Here is a 15,068-nt window from a genome sequence, read left to right as displayed (position 1 = left end):
GCATTTTGTCCTTACCTGCAGGGTGGCGGCTATGCAGCAGCTACCCGCCTGGGCGGACACCGACGTACCGGAAGCGACCCTGGATCCGCAGGGGGTGTCGCGGCGGAATCTGATCCGGGGTGCGGGTCTGCTCGGCGCGAGCTTCGCCGTGAGCGCTACCGGGGTGGCGGAGGCGGCCGCCGCGACCACGCCGTCGTCCCACGGTGATCCGGAGTTGGTCTACCTGGTCGGCGACCATCACGTGCACAGCCGGTACAGCCATGACGCGAAGTACGACTTCACGCAGCTGGCGCAGCGCGGTGCGCAGTTCGGGCTGGACTGGATGGCGTTCACCGAGCACAGCAACTTCGGACACGCCGACAAGGGCGCCGCGGCCGAGAACGCCGAGGTGCTGAAGGCTCGCGCCGAGAACCCGCGGATGCTGATCTTCCAGGGGCTGGAGTGGTACATCCCGGCGGCCGAGCACGGCACGCTGCTGGTCGCTCCCGGACCGAACAACGTCGCGCTGCTGCAGCAGTTCGAGCGCGAGTACGACGGGAAGCTCACCAACCGCTCGGGGGACAGCCCGGAGAACGAGCAGCACGCACTCAAGGGCATGCAGTGGCTGGCCGCTCAGAAGCGCAGTGGCTTCGTGGACGACGTACTGGTGGTCGCGAATCATCCGCTGCGGCTCGGTATCGACGCACCGCACGAGATCCGCGCCTGGCGCGACACCGGCGTCTGCATCGGCATGGAGGGCGCTCCGGGCTCGCAGGGCGACGCTGAGCCGGCCTGGGTGAAGTTCCGTGGCGCCACGAACGCGCAGCGCGGCGAGTACGTGAACTCTCCGAGCGCCGCGAGCTACCCCGGCTATCCGCTCGACGCATACCGCACGTACGGCGGTTTCGACTGGGCTACCGCGACGGTCGGCGGACTGTGGGACAGCATGCTGGCCGAGGGCCGCCTGTTCTCGATCACCTCGAACAGCGACAACCACCGGACCATCTGGGACACCTGGACGGACGGTGTGTTCCCGCCGGGGCAGAACTTCGACAGCCTCGGCTGGAAGCCCTCACCGACCAACACGGACACCCCGCAGGCCGGGAGCGACTTCTGGCCCGGTCAGTTCAGCCGGACGCATGTTGGCGTGACTCGGTACGGCTACCTCGAGGTGATGGCCGCACTGCGGGCCGGCCGGGTGTGGGTCGACCACGGTCAGCTGGTCGACGGCATCGACGTACGGCTGGCGCCGGCAGGTTCCCGGCAGCGTGGGGTGACGCTCGGCGGACGTCTGCGAGTACGGCGGCACGAGCGACTCGAACTGCGGATCACCGTGACCAGCGCGACTCGGCCGAACTTCCACGGCATACTGCCGCGGCTGGCGCACGTGGACGTAATCCGTGGTGCGGTGACCGGTCCGACCGCCGACCGGGACAGCTGGAAGGCGCCCGACACCAGAGTGGTCGAGCAGGTCGACGTACAGCGCCGGACTGGCACCTACGAGCTGTGCATCCCGCTGGGACGGGCCGAGCGCTCGCACTACGTCCGGGTGCGCGGCAGCGACGGCAACCGGCACGGAGTCGGCTACCTGGGCCGCAGCATCGACCCTGCCGGTCCGATTCAGCACCCGACCAACGACGGCGACCCGTGGCTGGACACCTGGCTCTACACCAACCCCATCTTCGTTGACGTTGTTTAGCTTGGAGTGGTGGGCAGACTGGCAGTATGAGAGACCAGCTGGCCCGCATGATCCTGACGAAGGTTGCGGGGCCGGACCCCCAGGCTGAGCGCGCCCGGGTGCATCAGACGCCCGGTCCGCGCTGGTTCGCGCCGGGCAGCCCGATCCAGCGAGTGCACGGGGATGCGTCGATGTTCGCGGGCGGTCTGCGCGCTCTACTACTGCAGTCGATGCATCCACTGGCGATGGCAGCTGTCTCCGCGCACTCCGGGTACCGCGGTGATCCGTGGGGACGCTTACAACGCACCAGCTACTTCCTCGCGATCACGACGTACGGCGCTGTCCCGGACGCGGAGGCGGCGATCGCGCGAGTGCGAGCGGTGCACGAGCGGGTCCGCGGAGCGAACTACCGCGCCTCTGACCCGCACCTGCTGAAGTGGGTGCACGTCGCGGAGGTGGACAGCTTCCTCACCGCCCACCAGACGTACGGCGCCAATCCGCTCGACGCGGCCGACCAGGATCGCTACGTCGAACAGACGGCCTTCGTGGCCGGCAAGCTCGGAGTGATCGATCCGCCGACAACCGTCGCCGAGCTGCGTCGGACCCTCGCCGACTACCAGCCCGAACTGCGCGGCACGACCGAGGCTCGGCAGGCGGCGCGCTTCATCCTCGTCCACCCACCCGTGCCCTGGGCCGCGCGCCCGGCGTACGGCGTACTGACGGCGACCGCGGTCGGGCTGCTCCCGTGGTGGGTGCGCTTGCCGTTGCGGCTGCCCTATCTTCCTTTGACAGAACAAACTGTGGTCCGCGCGGCCGGTGACGGCCTGACCCGGACCATCCGGTGGGCTTTGACGTCGCCGACGCTGGGGGAAACCGCCGTAAAGACTTAACCGCCGGTAGGTTGTTCTCGTGCCGCTGCGTCCACATCGCCCCCTCCCGCTGGCCACGCCCGCGGGAGTCGAGGTGCTGACCCGGATCTTGACCCAGGGCCCGATCCCGCGGGTGGAGATCGCGCGGCGGACCGGACTGTCGCAGGCCGCGGTCACGAAGGCGGTCGCGCCGCTGATCGAGGCCGGGTTCGTCACCGACCAGGCGGTGCCGTCGGCCGAACTCGACGGCGGTGGTCAGATCGGGATCGGGCGGCCGGTGAGCCCGCTGACCGTCGTACCGCACAGTGTGTCGGTGATCGGTGTGAAGGTGACGCCGACCGCGCTGATCGGCGTCACCACGGACTTCACCGCCGGCATCCGGAACGTGTGTCACCGGCCGCTGGAGAGCACCGATCCGAAGAGCGTGATCGAGCGGCTGGCCGAGCTGGCCAAGGAGTTGATCGGCGCTCTGAAGTCCGGGGCCGAGACGGTCGGACCGGTGGTCGGCGTCGGCGTCGCCGTGTCGGGTGACGTCGACGAGCGGCATGGTGTGGTTCGCGATTCGCCGTTCATGGGGTGGCGCGACGTACCGGTGGCGGAGCTGCTCGGGCGCCGGCTGAAGCTTCCGATCGTCGTGACCAACGACGTACGGGCGCTGACCGTGGCCGAGCATTGGTTCGGGGTCGGGGTGGATGCCGACTCGTTCGCGGTGGTGACCATCGGTTCCGGGATCGGCTGCGGGCTCTACATCAACGGCGAGGTCGTCTCCGGCGCGTACGGCGTCTCCGGCGAGCTCGGCCACCTGCCGCTCGCACCTGGTGACCTGGTCTGCACCTGCGGCCGGCGCGGTTGCGTCGAGACCGTGGCGTCGTCGGACGCGATCCTGAACCGGATCCGGGAGACGACCAAGCAGCCGACGCTGGACCTGGCCGGCGCGATCAAGCTGGCGCACGAGGGTGACGAGCACGCCCGCGAAGCCTTCGACCGGGCCGGCGAGGTGATCGGCTCCGCGCTCGCCGCGATGGTCAACCTGGTCGGACCCGAGCTCGTGGTGATCGCGGGCGAGGGCGTCGCGGAGTACGACCTCTACGAGGACCGGATGCGCCAGGCCTTCGGCGAGCACGCCTTCGGAGCGGCCGGCGACTGCCGCCTGATGCTGCGCTCGCACACCTTCGACGACTGGGCCCGCGGCGCGGCCGCGACCGTCATCCGCGCCTACGTCCGCGGCGAGCCCCCACTCCAGCGCTGAGTGGGGACCACCGGCGAACTGCGCTCAGGTACGAGCGGCGGCGAGGATCTTGCGCCAGACCTTCTTGTAGGCCTCGAGCCCGTCGGCGGCCAACGGGCCGTCGGGGCCGGCGGTGATCGAGACCCGCTCCGGGATGGAACCCCAGACGGGGATGCCTTCCTTGGCGTACGCCTCCATCAGGTCCTGGTACGCGCGGGTGTAGGTCCGCGCCGAGCAGATCACCACGCCGGCCGGAACGTCCTCCGGAACCAGCTCGAGGACCGCCTTCACACGCGGCGTCTCGACACCGCCGACACGGGTCGGAATGACCACGATCCGGGCCCGCTCGAGGGCCTTGTTCAGCAGCCGCTCGTGGGACGGCGGCATGTCGACAATGCCGATCCCTTCCGGCGGCACCTTGTCCAGCGCCTTGGTCAGCAGCCGCTCCGTCGGCGCCTCGGAAATCTCGATCCGGTCCAGGTTCGCGTCGTCCGAGGCATCGATCCAGTCGGCGGCACTGCCTTGTGGATCCGCGTCGACGAGAGTGGCTGTGCGACGGTTGGAAGATGCCAGCGCGGCCAAGTACACCGACGTGGTTGTCTTCCCGACCCCGCCCTTCAGTGCAGCTGTCACGATGATCATGGGACCGACGCTACCGTGTTTCGGCGGAAATCCGGCGTGTCGTCGGCGTTGCTTGAAAGACCCGTGATAATTGCCCACGGCCCCCTTGAACAAGCTCAACCCAACTTCAACCTGTCAGAGGAGAGCCAGCCTGTGCCCGATCGGTACGCCGGACGACCCTTCCTGAAGCTCGTCGACAGCTACGTCCTCTCCCTGATCGGCGAGCTGGACCCGGCCACCGCCGAGTCCCTGGAGCGGATGGCGCCGAAGCTCAACGAGACCTACGGCCTGTCCGGCGCGACCTGGCAAGAGGTGGTCCGCAGTCAGCTGCACCTACCGCCGGACACCGCTCGTCAGATCGTCGACGGATGGTTCGCCGAGCCCGGGGATCCGGACCCGGTGGCGTGGAGCCAGTTCGTCGCGGACCAGATGATCGGCTAGCCATGTCGTTACCGAGTGTGCTGAGCTGATCACCGGTTAGCGTGGCGGGGTGGAGCGGCAGGAGGCTTGGATGGGGACTCGGCGGGCATTGCTCGGGGCTGTTGGACTCGGGATTCTGGTGACTGGATTCGACCCGGTACGGCGGTCCTGGGCGACGGACGCCGGCAACGTGGAGCCGCTGCCACCGCTCGACGGACAAGTGGTCCTGGACGGGGCGAGCCGCGAGGCCGTGTCGCAGGACGCGGGCCGGTACGTGCAGAAGATGCCGCAGGCGGTGCTCGTGCCGGGCTCGGTGCGGGACATCCAGGCAATGATCAAGTACTGCGTCAAGCACCGGGTGAAGGTCGCCGCGCGCGGACTCGCCAACACCACGGACGGCCAGGGCCTGGTCGTCGGTCTGCTGATCGACATGCGGGCCCTGCGCAAGATTCACCGGATCGACGCGGATCGCGCTGTTGTCGACGCCGGGGCCGACTGGCTGCAGCTGACCAACGCCGCGCATGCCAAGGGCCTGACGCCGCCCGCCTTGACCGGCTTCCTCGGTCTGACCTTCGGCGGAACGCTCTCACTCGGCGGGATTCCGCCCGCGATCCAGTCCGGCGGGCAGGTCGACAGCGTGCTCGAGCTCGAGGTCGTCACCGGCACGGGTGAGCTCAAGCGGTGCTCGGCAACGCAGGATCGGGAGCTGTTCGAGGCGGTCCTGGCCGGCCTCGGTCAGTACGCCGTCATCACCAAGGCGACCGTCCGCCTCGGCCCGGCGCCGGCCAAGGTCCGCGGTCACGAGCTCGCCTACACCAGCTCGAAGGACTTCTTCAAAGACTTCAAGACTCTGCTCAAGCGCTCCGAGATCAGCGAGATCTACGGCGACTGGTGGCGTCCCGGCGAGCACGGCGAAGTCAGCCACCTGAACGCCTTCACGTTCCACTCGGCGGCGTCCCCTCCGAGCGACGCGCACATCCTCCGCGGCCTCACCAAGCCGCCGACCGCGGCGATCGTCAGCCAGAACGACTTCCTCCCGCACGTCACCCGCATCGACGCCGCCGTCGAGCAACTCCGCGAAGCCCTCGACTGGGACCACCTCGCGAAGCCGTGGATGACCCTCTGGTTGCCGGAGCGCTCGGTCGAGCAGTACGTCGCCGACGTCGTCAGCAACCTCACCCCGCACGACGTGGGCAACGGCGGATTCGTGCTGATGTACGCACACCGCCGTACGAAGCTGACGCGGCCGTCCCTGCGCCTCCCCGCTGCTGACGGCAGCGACTGGGTCTACCTCTTCACGCTGATGACCGCCGGGCCGGCCGGCGCCGGCCCAGAGTTCGCCGCCGAGATGCTGAAGCGCAACCGCCGCCTGTTCGACCAAGCCCGCGCCCTCGGCGGCGTCCGCTACCCGATCGAGTCAACCCCGTTCACCCCCGCCGACTGGAAACAGCACTACAGCAACCGCTGGCCCCACCTGCAGGCGCTCAAACGCAAGCACGACCCAGCCGGCATCCTGACGCCGGGCCCAGGCATGTTCTAGCCGTCCCCCGTCGCCTCGCTCCCAAAGAGCAGCCACCCACTCCCCAACAACCCCGCTGCTCTTTGTGCACGACGCGCATCTTTGGGAACCCACCAACCACGAGAAGCTCACTGACCTGACCGGTGGGTGCACAAAGTTGGATCTCGTGCACAAAGAGAAGACAGCGCACCTTTGGGCGGTTGGGTGGGCGAGGACATGCGGAGGTGTTGCCGTGCAGCTCGGGGCCGTCGGCAACGACACGTGGTGGTCGACTGGTTCGTGGTGGTGCACGCTTAGCGGGTCGACCGGATTGGGCGGGTGAACGACTAGTACGTGTCCTTGGCGACGCCATCCGCCGGACCCGCGAAGGAGCGCGCGTGTCCCGGAGCGAGGGGGTACCTCGCTCCGGGGGTGGGTTACTTGCCTAGCCAGGTGTTGACTTTGGCGGTGTTGGCGTCGACCCATTTGGCCGCGGCGGCGTCGGGGGTCATCTTGTCGACGGCGATCATGCGGGCTACGGCGTTCTGGTCTTCGTTGGTCCACTGGAAGTTCTTGACCAGGTCGTAGGCCGGGCTGCCGGAGTCGGCGAACTTCTTGGAGACAATCTTGTCCAGGTCGTACGGCGGGTAGTCGCAGGCGATCTTGGCCGGATCGGCGTCGCAGCCGGCCTTGTACGCCGGGAGGTTGATCTTGACGAGTTTGAGCTCGTTGAAGAACCACTGCGGCTCGTAGAAGTAGGCGAGCAGGGGCTTCTTGGTCTTCTCGGCGTCGCGGAAGGCCTGGATCAGGGCGGTTTCGCTGCCGCTCTGGACGACCTTGTAGTTCAGACCGAGGTTCTTCACCAGCGCTTCGTCGTTCGTCACGTACGACGGGTCGCCGTCGAGGAGCTGGCCCTTGCCGCCGGACTCCGAGGTCTTGAACAGGTCGGCGTACTTGTTCAGGTTCTTGGAGTCGGTGATGTCGGGGTACTTGGCGGCCATCCACGGCGGGACGTACCAGCCGATCACGCCTTTGACGCCGGTGGAGCCGGCCTCGACGGCGACCTTGTCGGTCTGGATGTACTTCTTCTTCAGGTCCTCGTGGCCCCAGTTCTCCAGGTTCACGTCGACCTCGCCGGTGCCGAAGCCCTGCCAGGCGATCTCTTCCTTGAGGTTCTTCTTCACCACCTTGCAGCCGAGGTCCTTGGTGGCGACGTAGGCGACCACGGCGGCATTCGCCTCGTAGCCGACCCAGGGGCTGACGGTCAGGTTGAAGCTGCCGCACGCCTTGCCGCCGGCGGCGGACGGCTTCGGTTCGTCACCGACCTTCGCCCCGCCGCAGCCGGCCAGGGCCAGCGCTGCAGCCGCCAGGACACCGGCGTACCGGAGTTTCTTCACTGCTTGTCTCCTTTTCCGTGCGGCTTGGGCGCCGCGGCTTGCGTGATGCGGTCGAGCAGGACGCCGAGCAGGACGATCGCCAGGCCGGCCGCGAGGCCCTTGCCGTAGAGCTCGCTCTGCGCGAAGCCGGCCGCGACGTCGTAGCCGAGGGCGCCGGCGCCGACCAGCCCGCCGACGACGACCATCGCGAGCACGTAGATCAGGCCCTGGTTGACCGCCAGCGTGATCGCCCGCCGGGCCACCGGCAGCTGCACCTTGCTGATCACCTGCCAGCTGCTGGAGCCTACCGAGGTGGCCGCCTCGACGGTCGCGACCGGGACCGCTTTGATGCCGTCAGCAACGATCTTGGTGGTCACCGGTACGGCGTACACGACGGCGGCCGCGATCGCGGTGAACCGGCTGGTGCCGAACAGAGCGAGGAACGGGACCAGGTACACGAACGGCGGCATCGTCTGCCCGGCATCGAGGATCGGCCGGATGACCAGGTCGACCCGCCGATTGCGCCCGGCCCAGACGCCCAGCGCCAGGCCGACGGCCACTACGACCACGGTCGCGAGCAGCGTCGAGGCCAGCGTGATCATGCTGTCCTGCCAGACCCCGGTCGCGACCAGCAGACCGATACACACCACAGCCGGTACGGCGGCCTTCCAGCGACCGAGAATCGCGGCCACCGCCACGACGAACGCACCGACCAGCCACCACGGCGACCCGGTCAGCAGCGCCTCGAGCGGATTCAGCACGCCCTTCGTGACCGCGTCGCGCACGCCGTACGTGAAACCGCCGAAAACGTCCTGCACCCACGTCGTCACGTCAGCGGCGACCACCGCGATCCGAGACCCGATCCCAACCGAAGACGGGAACTCGGCCGCCCAAACATAAGTGCGCGAAAACCAGATCGCCACCAGTACGCCGACCGCTCCCGCCCCTAGCGCGACCTTCCGTCGTACCGAAGCGATCCGCCACGGCCGGTCGCCGGCCGCGGTGGTCACCCGGTCGAGCACGATCGCGATCACCACGATCGCGAGGCCGGCGTTGAACGCGACTCCGACATCCAGCGTTTGCAGCGCCTTGAGGACTGTCTGGCCGAGACCCGGCGCGTCGATCAGAGCGGCGACGGTGACCATCGACAGCGCGGCCATGATCGTTTGGTTGATTCCGACGACAACCGTGCTGCGCGACATCGGCAGCAGGACCTTGGTCAGCGTCTGACCGCGGGTCGAGCCGAGCGAGCGGGAAGCCTCGACGCTCTCCGCCGGAACCGAGCGGATCGCGTGCGCCGTCAGCCGGACAGCCGGGGGAGCCGCGTAGATCAGAGTCGCGATCGTCGCCGCGGCCGGGCCGATCGCGAAGAACAACGTCAACGGCGCGAGATAGACGAACGTCGGCAGCGTCTGCATCAGGTCGAGGATCAGCGTCGCGACCTTGAACGCACGCTCCGACAGACCGGCCCAGATGCCGAGCGGGATGGCAACCAGCAGCGAGAGCAGCACGGCCGCGATGGTCAGCGCGAGCGTGTCCATGCTTTCCTGCCACAGCCCCTGCAACCCGACGAACGCGAGCCCGGCCGCGGTCAGCACCGCGACCTTCCAGTTGCCGAACGCCCAGGCCAGGTACGCCGAGATCGCGACCACGCCGAGCCAGCCGACGACCGGAACGGGCCGGCCGAACGAAGGCTGCGACACCAGATCCTGCAGCAGTACGACGAGCTGACCGACGGCAGTCCGGATCCCGTCGAAGACGACGTTGCCCTGGCCGACAAAGTCCCGGTTCTCGGTGAGCCAGCGGTGGAAGCCGGTCGTCTCCTGCCCGCCGAGCGGCAGTGTGTCGATCCCGCTCAGCACGAAGTACGCGGCCACCCACACGACCAGAAGCACGCCGATGACCACGCTGCGCCGCGGGCGACGTACCTCCACGTGCGCGTCGCTGGTGATCGCCGCCATCAGTCGGTCGGGCGGTCGGACGGACGCGCGGACCAGTGCGAGTCGGCTGGGTCCGCCACCACGGCGAGGATCTCCTCGTCGCTGATCACGCCGAGCAACTGCCCCTCCGAGACGACCTTGACCGGTCGGTCCGCCTCCAGGACCAGGCGGGTCGCCTCGCGTACCAGCGTGTCCGGGCCGAGCTCGGGGCCGTCCAGCGGCTCGCCGTCGCGCGGCGGGCGCGCGATCCAGCGCAAAGTCAGTACGTCGGCCCGCGGGACATCGCGGACGAAGTCGCGCACGTAGTCGTCGGCCGGTGCGCCGACCAGCTCGTCGCCGGTGCCGAGCTGGATCGCGGCGCCGTCGCGCATCAGCAGGATCCGGTCGCCGAGCTTGAGCGCCTCGGACAGGTCGTGGGTGACGAAGACCATCGTCTTGCCGACCTCGCGGTGCAGCCGGACGACCTCGTTCTGCATCTCGCGGCGGATCAGTGGGTCGAGCGCGGAGAACGGTTCGTCGAAGAGCAGCACATCAGGGTCGTTCGCGAGCGCGCGGGCGAGGCCGACGCGCTGCTGCATACCGCCGGAGAGCTGCTCGGGGTACTTGTGCTCGTTACCGGCCAGGCCGACCAGGTCGATGACCTCCTGGGCCCGGCGCCGGCGGTCCGGCTTGCTCTCGCCGCGGACCTCGAGCCCGTACGAGACGTTGTCGATCACCTTGCGGTGCGGGAGCAGGCCGAAGTGCTGGAACACCATCGAGAACTTGCTCCGGCGCAGCGCCCGCAGCCGCTTCTCGTCGGCCGCGCGCAGATCCTCGCCCTCGAAGATCAGGCTGCCCGCGGTCGGCTCGATCAGCCGGGTCAGGCAGCGGACGAGCGTGGACTTGCCCGAACCGGACAAGCCCATCACCACGAACACCTCGCCGGGTGCCACATTGAAGCTGAGGTCGCGGACGGCCGCCGTACAGCCGGTCCTGGCCGCCAGCGCGGCGCGGTCGAGCGACGCCAACTCCGGCCGCCGGGGTACCCGCTGGGCCTTCGGGCCGAACACCTTCCACAGGCCCTGGATCGACAACAGCGCGTTGTCGTCGTCGATCTCGGGATACTCGAGCTGAGCGGTCACGGGTCCCTCCCGAGATTTGTCGTGAACCGCGACTGTATCCAACGACCAGTCCCAGCACGTTCTCCTGGGGTGTTTGTCTCGTCAGGAAGGGACGTACGGCGGCGCCTCGCCCCAGCCCCAGTGCGGGACCGGCGCCTTCGGCGGCGGGGTGGCGCCGGGCTGCGAGTTGGCCAGCGCGATCCGGGTGCCCCACTCGACGTACGCGACGAAGGCCGAGCGGAACTCCGGGTCGTCGGGGAGCCCGGCCGGGTCCGCGCTCGCCGCGATCAGCGCGGCCCACCGCGACCGCTGCTCCTCGGTCAACTGCAGTCCGATGTGATGCGCCAGCATCGCCGGATAGCCGCCCAGCTCCTCGGTGTAGCGATCGTGCCCGCGGAAGACCTCCCCGAGCCACAGCGCCACGTGCTCACGATGCTGGTCGCTCATGTGCGCGAAGACCGGCGCCAGCACCGGATCCTCGAGCACCCGGTCGTAGAACACCTCGGTCAGCCGCCGCAGCGCCTCGTGGCCGCCGGCCCATTCGTAGAGCGTCGGAGTCGTCATGTAATGATGTAATCACAGCTTCAGGGCCATGGCGACGACGAATTGGCCGGGGTCGAGCTCCGCGGACCAGATCGTGTTCTGGAGGATCCGGCCCGCGGTCCAGGCGAGCGCCCGGTCACGGTCGATGCCGGTGATCTCGAGCATCAGGTCGAAGCGGTCGCGGATCGCCTGGTCGAGGTTGCCGGTCGCCAGCAGATCGTCCCAGCGGTTGTGGAGCACCGGGAACAGCTCGAAGGCCGGGTCGCCGGCGAGCGGCTTCGGGTCGATCACCAGCCACGGCTGCCGGTCCGACGCCATCACGTTGTCGTAGTGCAGATCCCAGTGCAGCAGGCGGTCGCCGGACTCGGGGATCAGTTCGCGGAGCTGATCGGCGTACCGGCGGACGAGGCGCTGCTCGGCCGGGTCGCCGAGCGTGAGGTCGGCGGCGTCCTCGACCATCTCGGCCGCGATGTCCGCGAGCGTGCGGACCTCCGGTGGCGCGGGCACCTGGATCAGGCGAGCCATCAGCTCGGCGAGGATGCGGGTCGCCTCGACGTGATCCGGTACGGCGTTCAGCGTCTGCGGGTGGAGTCGCTCGAGTAGCAGCGTGGAGGTGGCCGGATCGTCCTCGAGTACGGCGACCACGTCGTCGGGCGACCAAGTGCGCAGAGCGAGTGCCTCGGCCGCACTCTCGTCGTTCCATGGCTGCAGCTTCAGCATGGCGTCCGTGCCGTCGCGGCGGACGACCGGGACGATCAGCGAGGCAGCGCCGTTCAGGAAGTCTCCGGTGCGGGTGAGCTCCCAGCGAGCTAGGTACTCGTCGAGCTGGCCCGGCAGCCCGGCCAGCCACTCCGGAGACTCGTCCCCGTGCGACTCGATCAGCTGCGCAGGAATCATCATGCGACGAACGCTTCCGGGAAGTGCTTGGCGTAAGCACCGTCCAGATCGTCATCGGACATCGACAGGAACCGTCCGAGGACGCGATCGCGAGAGATGACCGCCGCACAGGCGCAGATGAGCAGACCGAGAATCACCAGGCTGGCGCTCGAGTTCAGGCCCCCGGAGATCAAGCCGCCCAGCAAGGCCCCCAATGGCATCACGATCCCCGACAGAAACGACACCGAGGCGACCATCCGGTTACGGTAACTCGACGGCGTGGCCAGGACCCGCACAGCTCCGGTGTTGACCACCACCATGCTCAGCCCGGTCCCGGCGGCGAGCAGGAACAAGGAGCTGACCGCCGAGAAGACCAACGGCCCGCTGCCGGCCAGGCCGCCGGCCGCGCCGGCGCCGACGAATCCGAGTCCCAGCGCGCCGAACCCGCTGACGACCGTACGTCGCCGTCCGAGCAGACCGGTGATCCGTCGGGTCACGAAGGTACTGCCCGCGATCAGGCCGACCGCGAACGCGGACTCCACAACGCTGAGCACCCAGGATTCCGCCGCGAATCGTTCCACGACGACGATCGGGATGATGACCGCGAACACCGGGTACAGCGCGAAGTTCACGACCATCGTCGTGATGGCCAGGCGCCACTCGGGAGTCACCCGCCGTACGGCCCGGAAGCCGGCGACGACGTCACCTACCCACCGCGCCGCCCCGCCGGACGCAGCCCCGGGCACAGTCTCTTGGCGATCCATCACCAGCACCAGAACGGCGGAGCTGACGACGACGGCGGCCGAGAGGGTGAGCACTGTCCGGTAGCCGAAAGGGCCGATGAGCGCGCCGGCGACGATGGGACCGGCGAACGCCGAACTCGACATCACGGCGCTTCTGATCCGGACTGCGTCGGCGACATCGGCCCGCTGGACCAGCTCGCGGATCAGGGACATCTGCAACGGCTCCCGAACGCCAAGGCCTGCGCCCAAGGCAACGATTGCGGCACTGACCAGCCAGAGACTGTACGTCCCGGTCCAGGCGGCGACGGCCAGCGTCGAACTGATCAATCCGCCCGCCACATAACAGCAGAGCACGACCACTCGTCCGTCGAACCGGTCGCCCAGCCAGGCGAGCGCACCGCGGGAGAGCACGTCGGCGCCGATCCCGAGTGCCACCAACGCACCGAACAGCGCCGGGTTTCCGGTCTCGCGAAGCACCCACCAGGCGACCGCGACCTCGAGACAGCGGGTGGCGATCGTGCCCAGGAACGAGGCGGTCTGCAGTAGGTAGAAGTCCCGCTTCACCTCGGCACTGTAGGTGCTGCGGCGTTCATGTGCTTGGGTCTTGTCTGTGACTGAGGTGGAGCGCCGGCATCGGCGCGTGCAGCGGATCGTGGCGCTCGTGTACGTCGGGATCCCCGTCGTACTGCTGGCGATCGTGGCGTTCGTTAGCTCGCGCGGGCCGGCGGCGGGATGGGTCGTGTGCCTGGTGCCGGTCGCGATGCTGGCGCTGGGCCTGTACTTGCTGCCGCGGCACCGGTACCAGCCGCGGTGGTGGGCCGGGATCGGCGGACTGTTCGGAGCGGTCGCGGGAGTGACCGCAGCGGTCTACCCGCTGGTGACCGGGCGCTGGTGGGTGACGGGAGTGCTCATCGGGCTGATCGCGGCAGTTCCGGCCGCGATCTTCGGGTTGCTGGTCGGGCTGCTGCTGGCTCGCCGGGCGAATCTGGCGCTGCTGGTTCCGGTCGTGCCTGAGCTGGCGGAATCGCCGTACGAGCTGGTGTTTCAGCTGCGCGGAGCGCCGCTCTCGACGGTGCTGCTTGGTGCGGACGCACTGGAGATCCGCGCTGCGCCGACCAAGCGGAAGGGCGCGGAGCAGTCGCGGAGTTATCCGCTGAGCGCGATCACCGGCACCTTCGAGGTCGACCTGAGTGGCTCGGAGCGGCTCAAGTTCCCGATCGCGCTATCGGTCGCGGGCACGCCGGGACCGGCCGTCATCGTGCAGGCCGCCGGCGAGGACTGGGTGCTGCCGACGAACGAGGCGGCGATCCTGATCGAGCTGCTGGACCGCCGCCGTACGACGACGGCCTAGTTGCCGGCCGCGGCGCGTTCCTTGGCGGCGGTCTCGGCCTTCTCGGCCTGCCAGCCGTCCTCGTTCTTGCCGATCCGCCAGTAGCCGGACAGCGAGACGCGGTCGCGCGCCAGGCCGCGCTCGGTGAACAGATGCTTGCGAAGCCGCAAGACGAACCCGGCCTCGCCGTGCACGAACGCCTGTACGTCGCCCTCGGGGAAGGTCAGCGCCTCGACCGCGGCGACCAGGGCATCCCCGCGGGCAGCAGCGCTTCCAGCGCGGTGGAACCAGGTCACGTCGACCTCGCTGAACTTCTGCTCCTCGGTCTCGTCCTCGACCTCGACGAACACGGTCGCCTTGGCGCCCGGTGGCAGCTGCTCGATGGCCGCGCCGATCGCCGGCAGTGCGCTCTCGTCACCGACCAGCAGGTGCCAGTCGGCCGACGCGTCTGGCGCGTAGGCGCCGCCGGGGCCGTTGTACCAAACGACGTCGCCCGGCTGGGCCGCCGCGGCCCACGGCCCGGCAACGCCCTCGTCACCATGGTGGACGAAGTCGATCGCCAGCTCCTTCGTGGCCTCGTCGAAGCTGCGCACCGTGTAGGTCCGCATCGTCGGCCACTGCTCGGACGGGAGCGTCTCGCGGATCACGCCCATGTCGAGCGGCTCCGGGTACTCGACGCCGGCCTTGCCGAACAACAGCTTCACGTAGTGGTCGCTGGTGCCGTTGTCGACGAAGTCGTCGGCGGTGAACACCACTCTGATCATGTGGGGCGTGATCCGCTCGGTACGACGGACCACGGCCCGCTTCGGCGTGCGGTTACGGCGGGGTGCGGGGCTGGCCACGGGACCACGGTCCTCTCGAGCGGAA

At 68.8% G+C, this 15,068-nt stretch carries 14 protein-coding genes; 6 read left to right on the top strand and 8 right to left on the bottom strand.

Annotated elements, in window-relative coordinates:
* Positions 1-31: 31 nt before the first annotated feature.
* From ABZS29_RS10720 to ABZS29_RS10710, 3 genes are read left to right on the top strand one after another with little or no spacing between them, the layout of a single operon-like run.
* Positions 32-1,678: a PHP domain-containing protein gene (locus ABZS29_RS10720; RefSeq protein ID WP_355460548.1), complete on the top strand. Its 1,647-nt coding sequence runs from the start codon at positions 32-34 to the stop codon at positions 1,676-1,678.
* Positions 1,679-1,704: 26 nt separating this feature from the next.
* Positions 1,705-2,547, top strand: a complete 843-nt coding sequence (locus ABZS29_RS10715) for an oxygenase MpaB family protein (RefSeq protein WP_355460546.1) — start codon at positions 1,705-1,707, stop codon at positions 2,545-2,547.
* Between the two features lie 19 nt (positions 2,548-2,566).
* The gene (locus tag ABZS29_RS10710) at positions 2,567-3,775 is read left to right on the top strand and encodes an ROK family transcriptional regulator (RefSeq protein WP_355460544.1); all 1,209 of its coding nucleotides are present in this window, start codon (positions 2,567-2,569) and stop codon (positions 3,773-3,775) included.
* 24 nt (positions 3,776-3,799) lie between these two features.
* Here ABZS29_RS10710 and ABZS29_RS10705 read toward each other — a convergent pair whose 3' ends face one another.
* Positions 3,800-4,396: a ParA family protein gene (locus tag ABZS29_RS10705; RefSeq protein ID WP_355460542.1), complete on the bottom strand. Its 597-nt coding sequence runs from the start codon at positions 4,394-4,396 to the stop codon at positions 3,800-3,802.
* 132 nt (positions 4,397-4,528) lie between these two features.
* On the opposite strand from ABZS29_RS10705, the gene ABZS29_RS10700 reads away from it, so the two are divergent.
* Positions 4,529-4,816, top strand: a complete 288-nt coding sequence (locus tag ABZS29_RS10700) for a hypothetical protein (RefSeq protein WP_355460541.1) — start codon at positions 4,529-4,531, stop codon at positions 4,814-4,816.
* A gap of 70 nt (positions 4,817-4,886) precedes the next feature.
* A complete protein-coding gene (locus ABZS29_RS10695; protein WP_355460539.1) occupies positions 4,887-6,335 on the top strand; it encodes an FAD-binding protein in 1,449 nt (482 codons plus the stop codon).
* 395 nt (positions 6,336-6,730) lie between these two features.
* On the opposite strand, the gene ABZS29_RS10690 is transcribed toward ABZS29_RS10695, so the two are convergent.
* The 6 genes from ABZS29_RS10690 to ABZS29_RS10665 form a co-directional block, all read right to left on the bottom strand.
* Positions 6,731-7,690, bottom strand: coding sequence for an ABC transporter substrate-binding protein (locus ABZS29_RS10690; RefSeq protein ID WP_355460537.1), 960 nt, complete (start codon positions 7,688-7,690; stop codon positions 6,731-6,733).
* Complete coding sequence (locus tag ABZS29_RS10685; RefSeq protein ID WP_355460535.1) at positions 7,687-9,630, bottom strand: ABC transporter permease subunit; 1,944 nt, start codon at positions 9,628-9,630, stop codon at positions 7,687-7,689. The genes ABZS29_RS10690 and ABZS29_RS10685 overlap by 4 nt, the downstream gene beginning before the upstream one ends.
* Positions 9,630-10,730, bottom strand: a complete 1,101-nt coding sequence (locus tag ABZS29_RS10680) for a glycine betaine/L-proline ABC transporter ATP-binding protein (protein ID WP_355460533.1) — start codon at positions 10,728-10,730, stop codon at positions 9,630-9,632. Before ABZS29_RS10680 ends, ABZS29_RS10685 begins: the two co-directional genes overlap by 1 nt.
* 81 nt (positions 10,731-10,811) lie before the next feature.
* Positions 10,812-11,273 (bottom strand): group II truncated hemoglobin, encoded by a 462-nt coding sequence (locus ABZS29_RS10675; protein WP_355460531.1) that lies wholly within the window; start codon positions 11,271-11,273, stop codon positions 10,812-10,814.
* A gap of 12 nt (positions 11,274-11,285) precedes the next feature.
* Positions 11,286-12,152 carry an aminoglycoside phosphotransferase family protein gene (locus ABZS29_RS10670; RefSeq protein ID WP_355460530.1) on the bottom strand — a complete coding sequence of 289 codons (867 nt, stop codon included), beginning with the start codon at positions 12,150-12,152 and terminating at the stop codon, positions 11,286-11,288.
* Positions 12,149-13,435, bottom strand: a complete 1,287-nt coding sequence (locus ABZS29_RS10665; protein WP_355460528.1) for an MFS transporter — start codon at positions 13,433-13,435, stop codon at positions 12,149-12,151. Before ABZS29_RS10665 ends, ABZS29_RS10670 begins: the two co-directional genes overlap by 4 nt.
* Before the next feature lie 46 nt (positions 13,436-13,481).
* Here ABZS29_RS10665 and ABZS29_RS10660 point away from each other — a divergent pair, with 46 nt between their 5' ends.
* Entirely contained in the window at positions 13,482-14,222 is a 741-nt protein-coding gene (locus ABZS29_RS10660) for a hypothetical protein (protein WP_355460526.1), read from the top strand.
* Here ABZS29_RS10660 and ABZS29_RS10655 read toward each other — a convergent pair.
* The gene (locus ABZS29_RS10655; RefSeq protein ID WP_355460524.1) at positions 14,219-15,043 is read right to left on the bottom strand and encodes a siderophore-interacting protein; all 825 of its coding nucleotides are present in this window, start codon (positions 15,041-15,043) and stop codon (positions 14,219-14,221) included. The genes ABZS29_RS10660 and ABZS29_RS10655 overlap by 4 nt on opposite strands.
* Between the last annotated feature and the right edge of the window lie 25 nt (positions 15,044-15,068).

The sequence above is a fragment of the Kribbella sp. NPDC005582 genome, assembly GCF_040605415.1.
In the GTDB taxonomy this organism is placed as follows: Bacteria; Actinomycetota; Actinomycetes; order Propionibacteriales; family Kribbellaceae; genus Kribbella.
Note: the sequence above shows the minus strand (reverse complement) of the source record. Positions and strands in the feature narration are given on the sequence as shown.

What these genes read in the sequence shown, in the direction of transcription:
- ABZS29_RS10720 (WP_355460548.1), top strand. Translation starts at nt 32, where the DNA reads ATGCAGCAGCTACCCGCCTGGGCGGACACCGACGTACCGGAAGCGACC.
- ABZS29_RS10715 (WP_355460546.1), top strand. Translation starts at nt 1,705, where the DNA reads ATGAGAGACCAGCTGGCCCGCATGATCCTGACGAAGGTTGCGGGGCCG.
- ABZS29_RS10705 (WP_355460542.1), bottom strand. Translation starts at nt 4,396, where the DNA reads ATGATCATCGTGACAGCTGCACTGAAGGGCGGGGTCGGGAAGACAACC.
- ABZS29_RS10695 (WP_355460539.1), top strand. Translation starts at nt 4,887, where the DNA reads ATGGGGACTCGGCGGGCATTGCTCGGGGCTGTTGGACTCGGGATTCTG.
- ABZS29_RS10685 (WP_355460535.1), bottom strand. Translation starts at nt 9,630, where the DNA reads ATGGCGGCGATCACCAGCGACGCGCACGTGGAGGTACGTCGCCCGCGG.
- ABZS29_RS10675 (WP_355460531.1), bottom strand. Translation starts at nt 11,273, where the DNA reads ATGACGACTCCGACGCTCTACGAATGGGCCGGCGGCCACGAGGCGCTG.
- ABZS29_RS10670 (WP_355460530.1), bottom strand. Translation starts at nt 12,152, where the DNA reads ATGATGATTCCTGCGCAGCTGATCGAGTCGCACGGGGACGAGTCTCCG.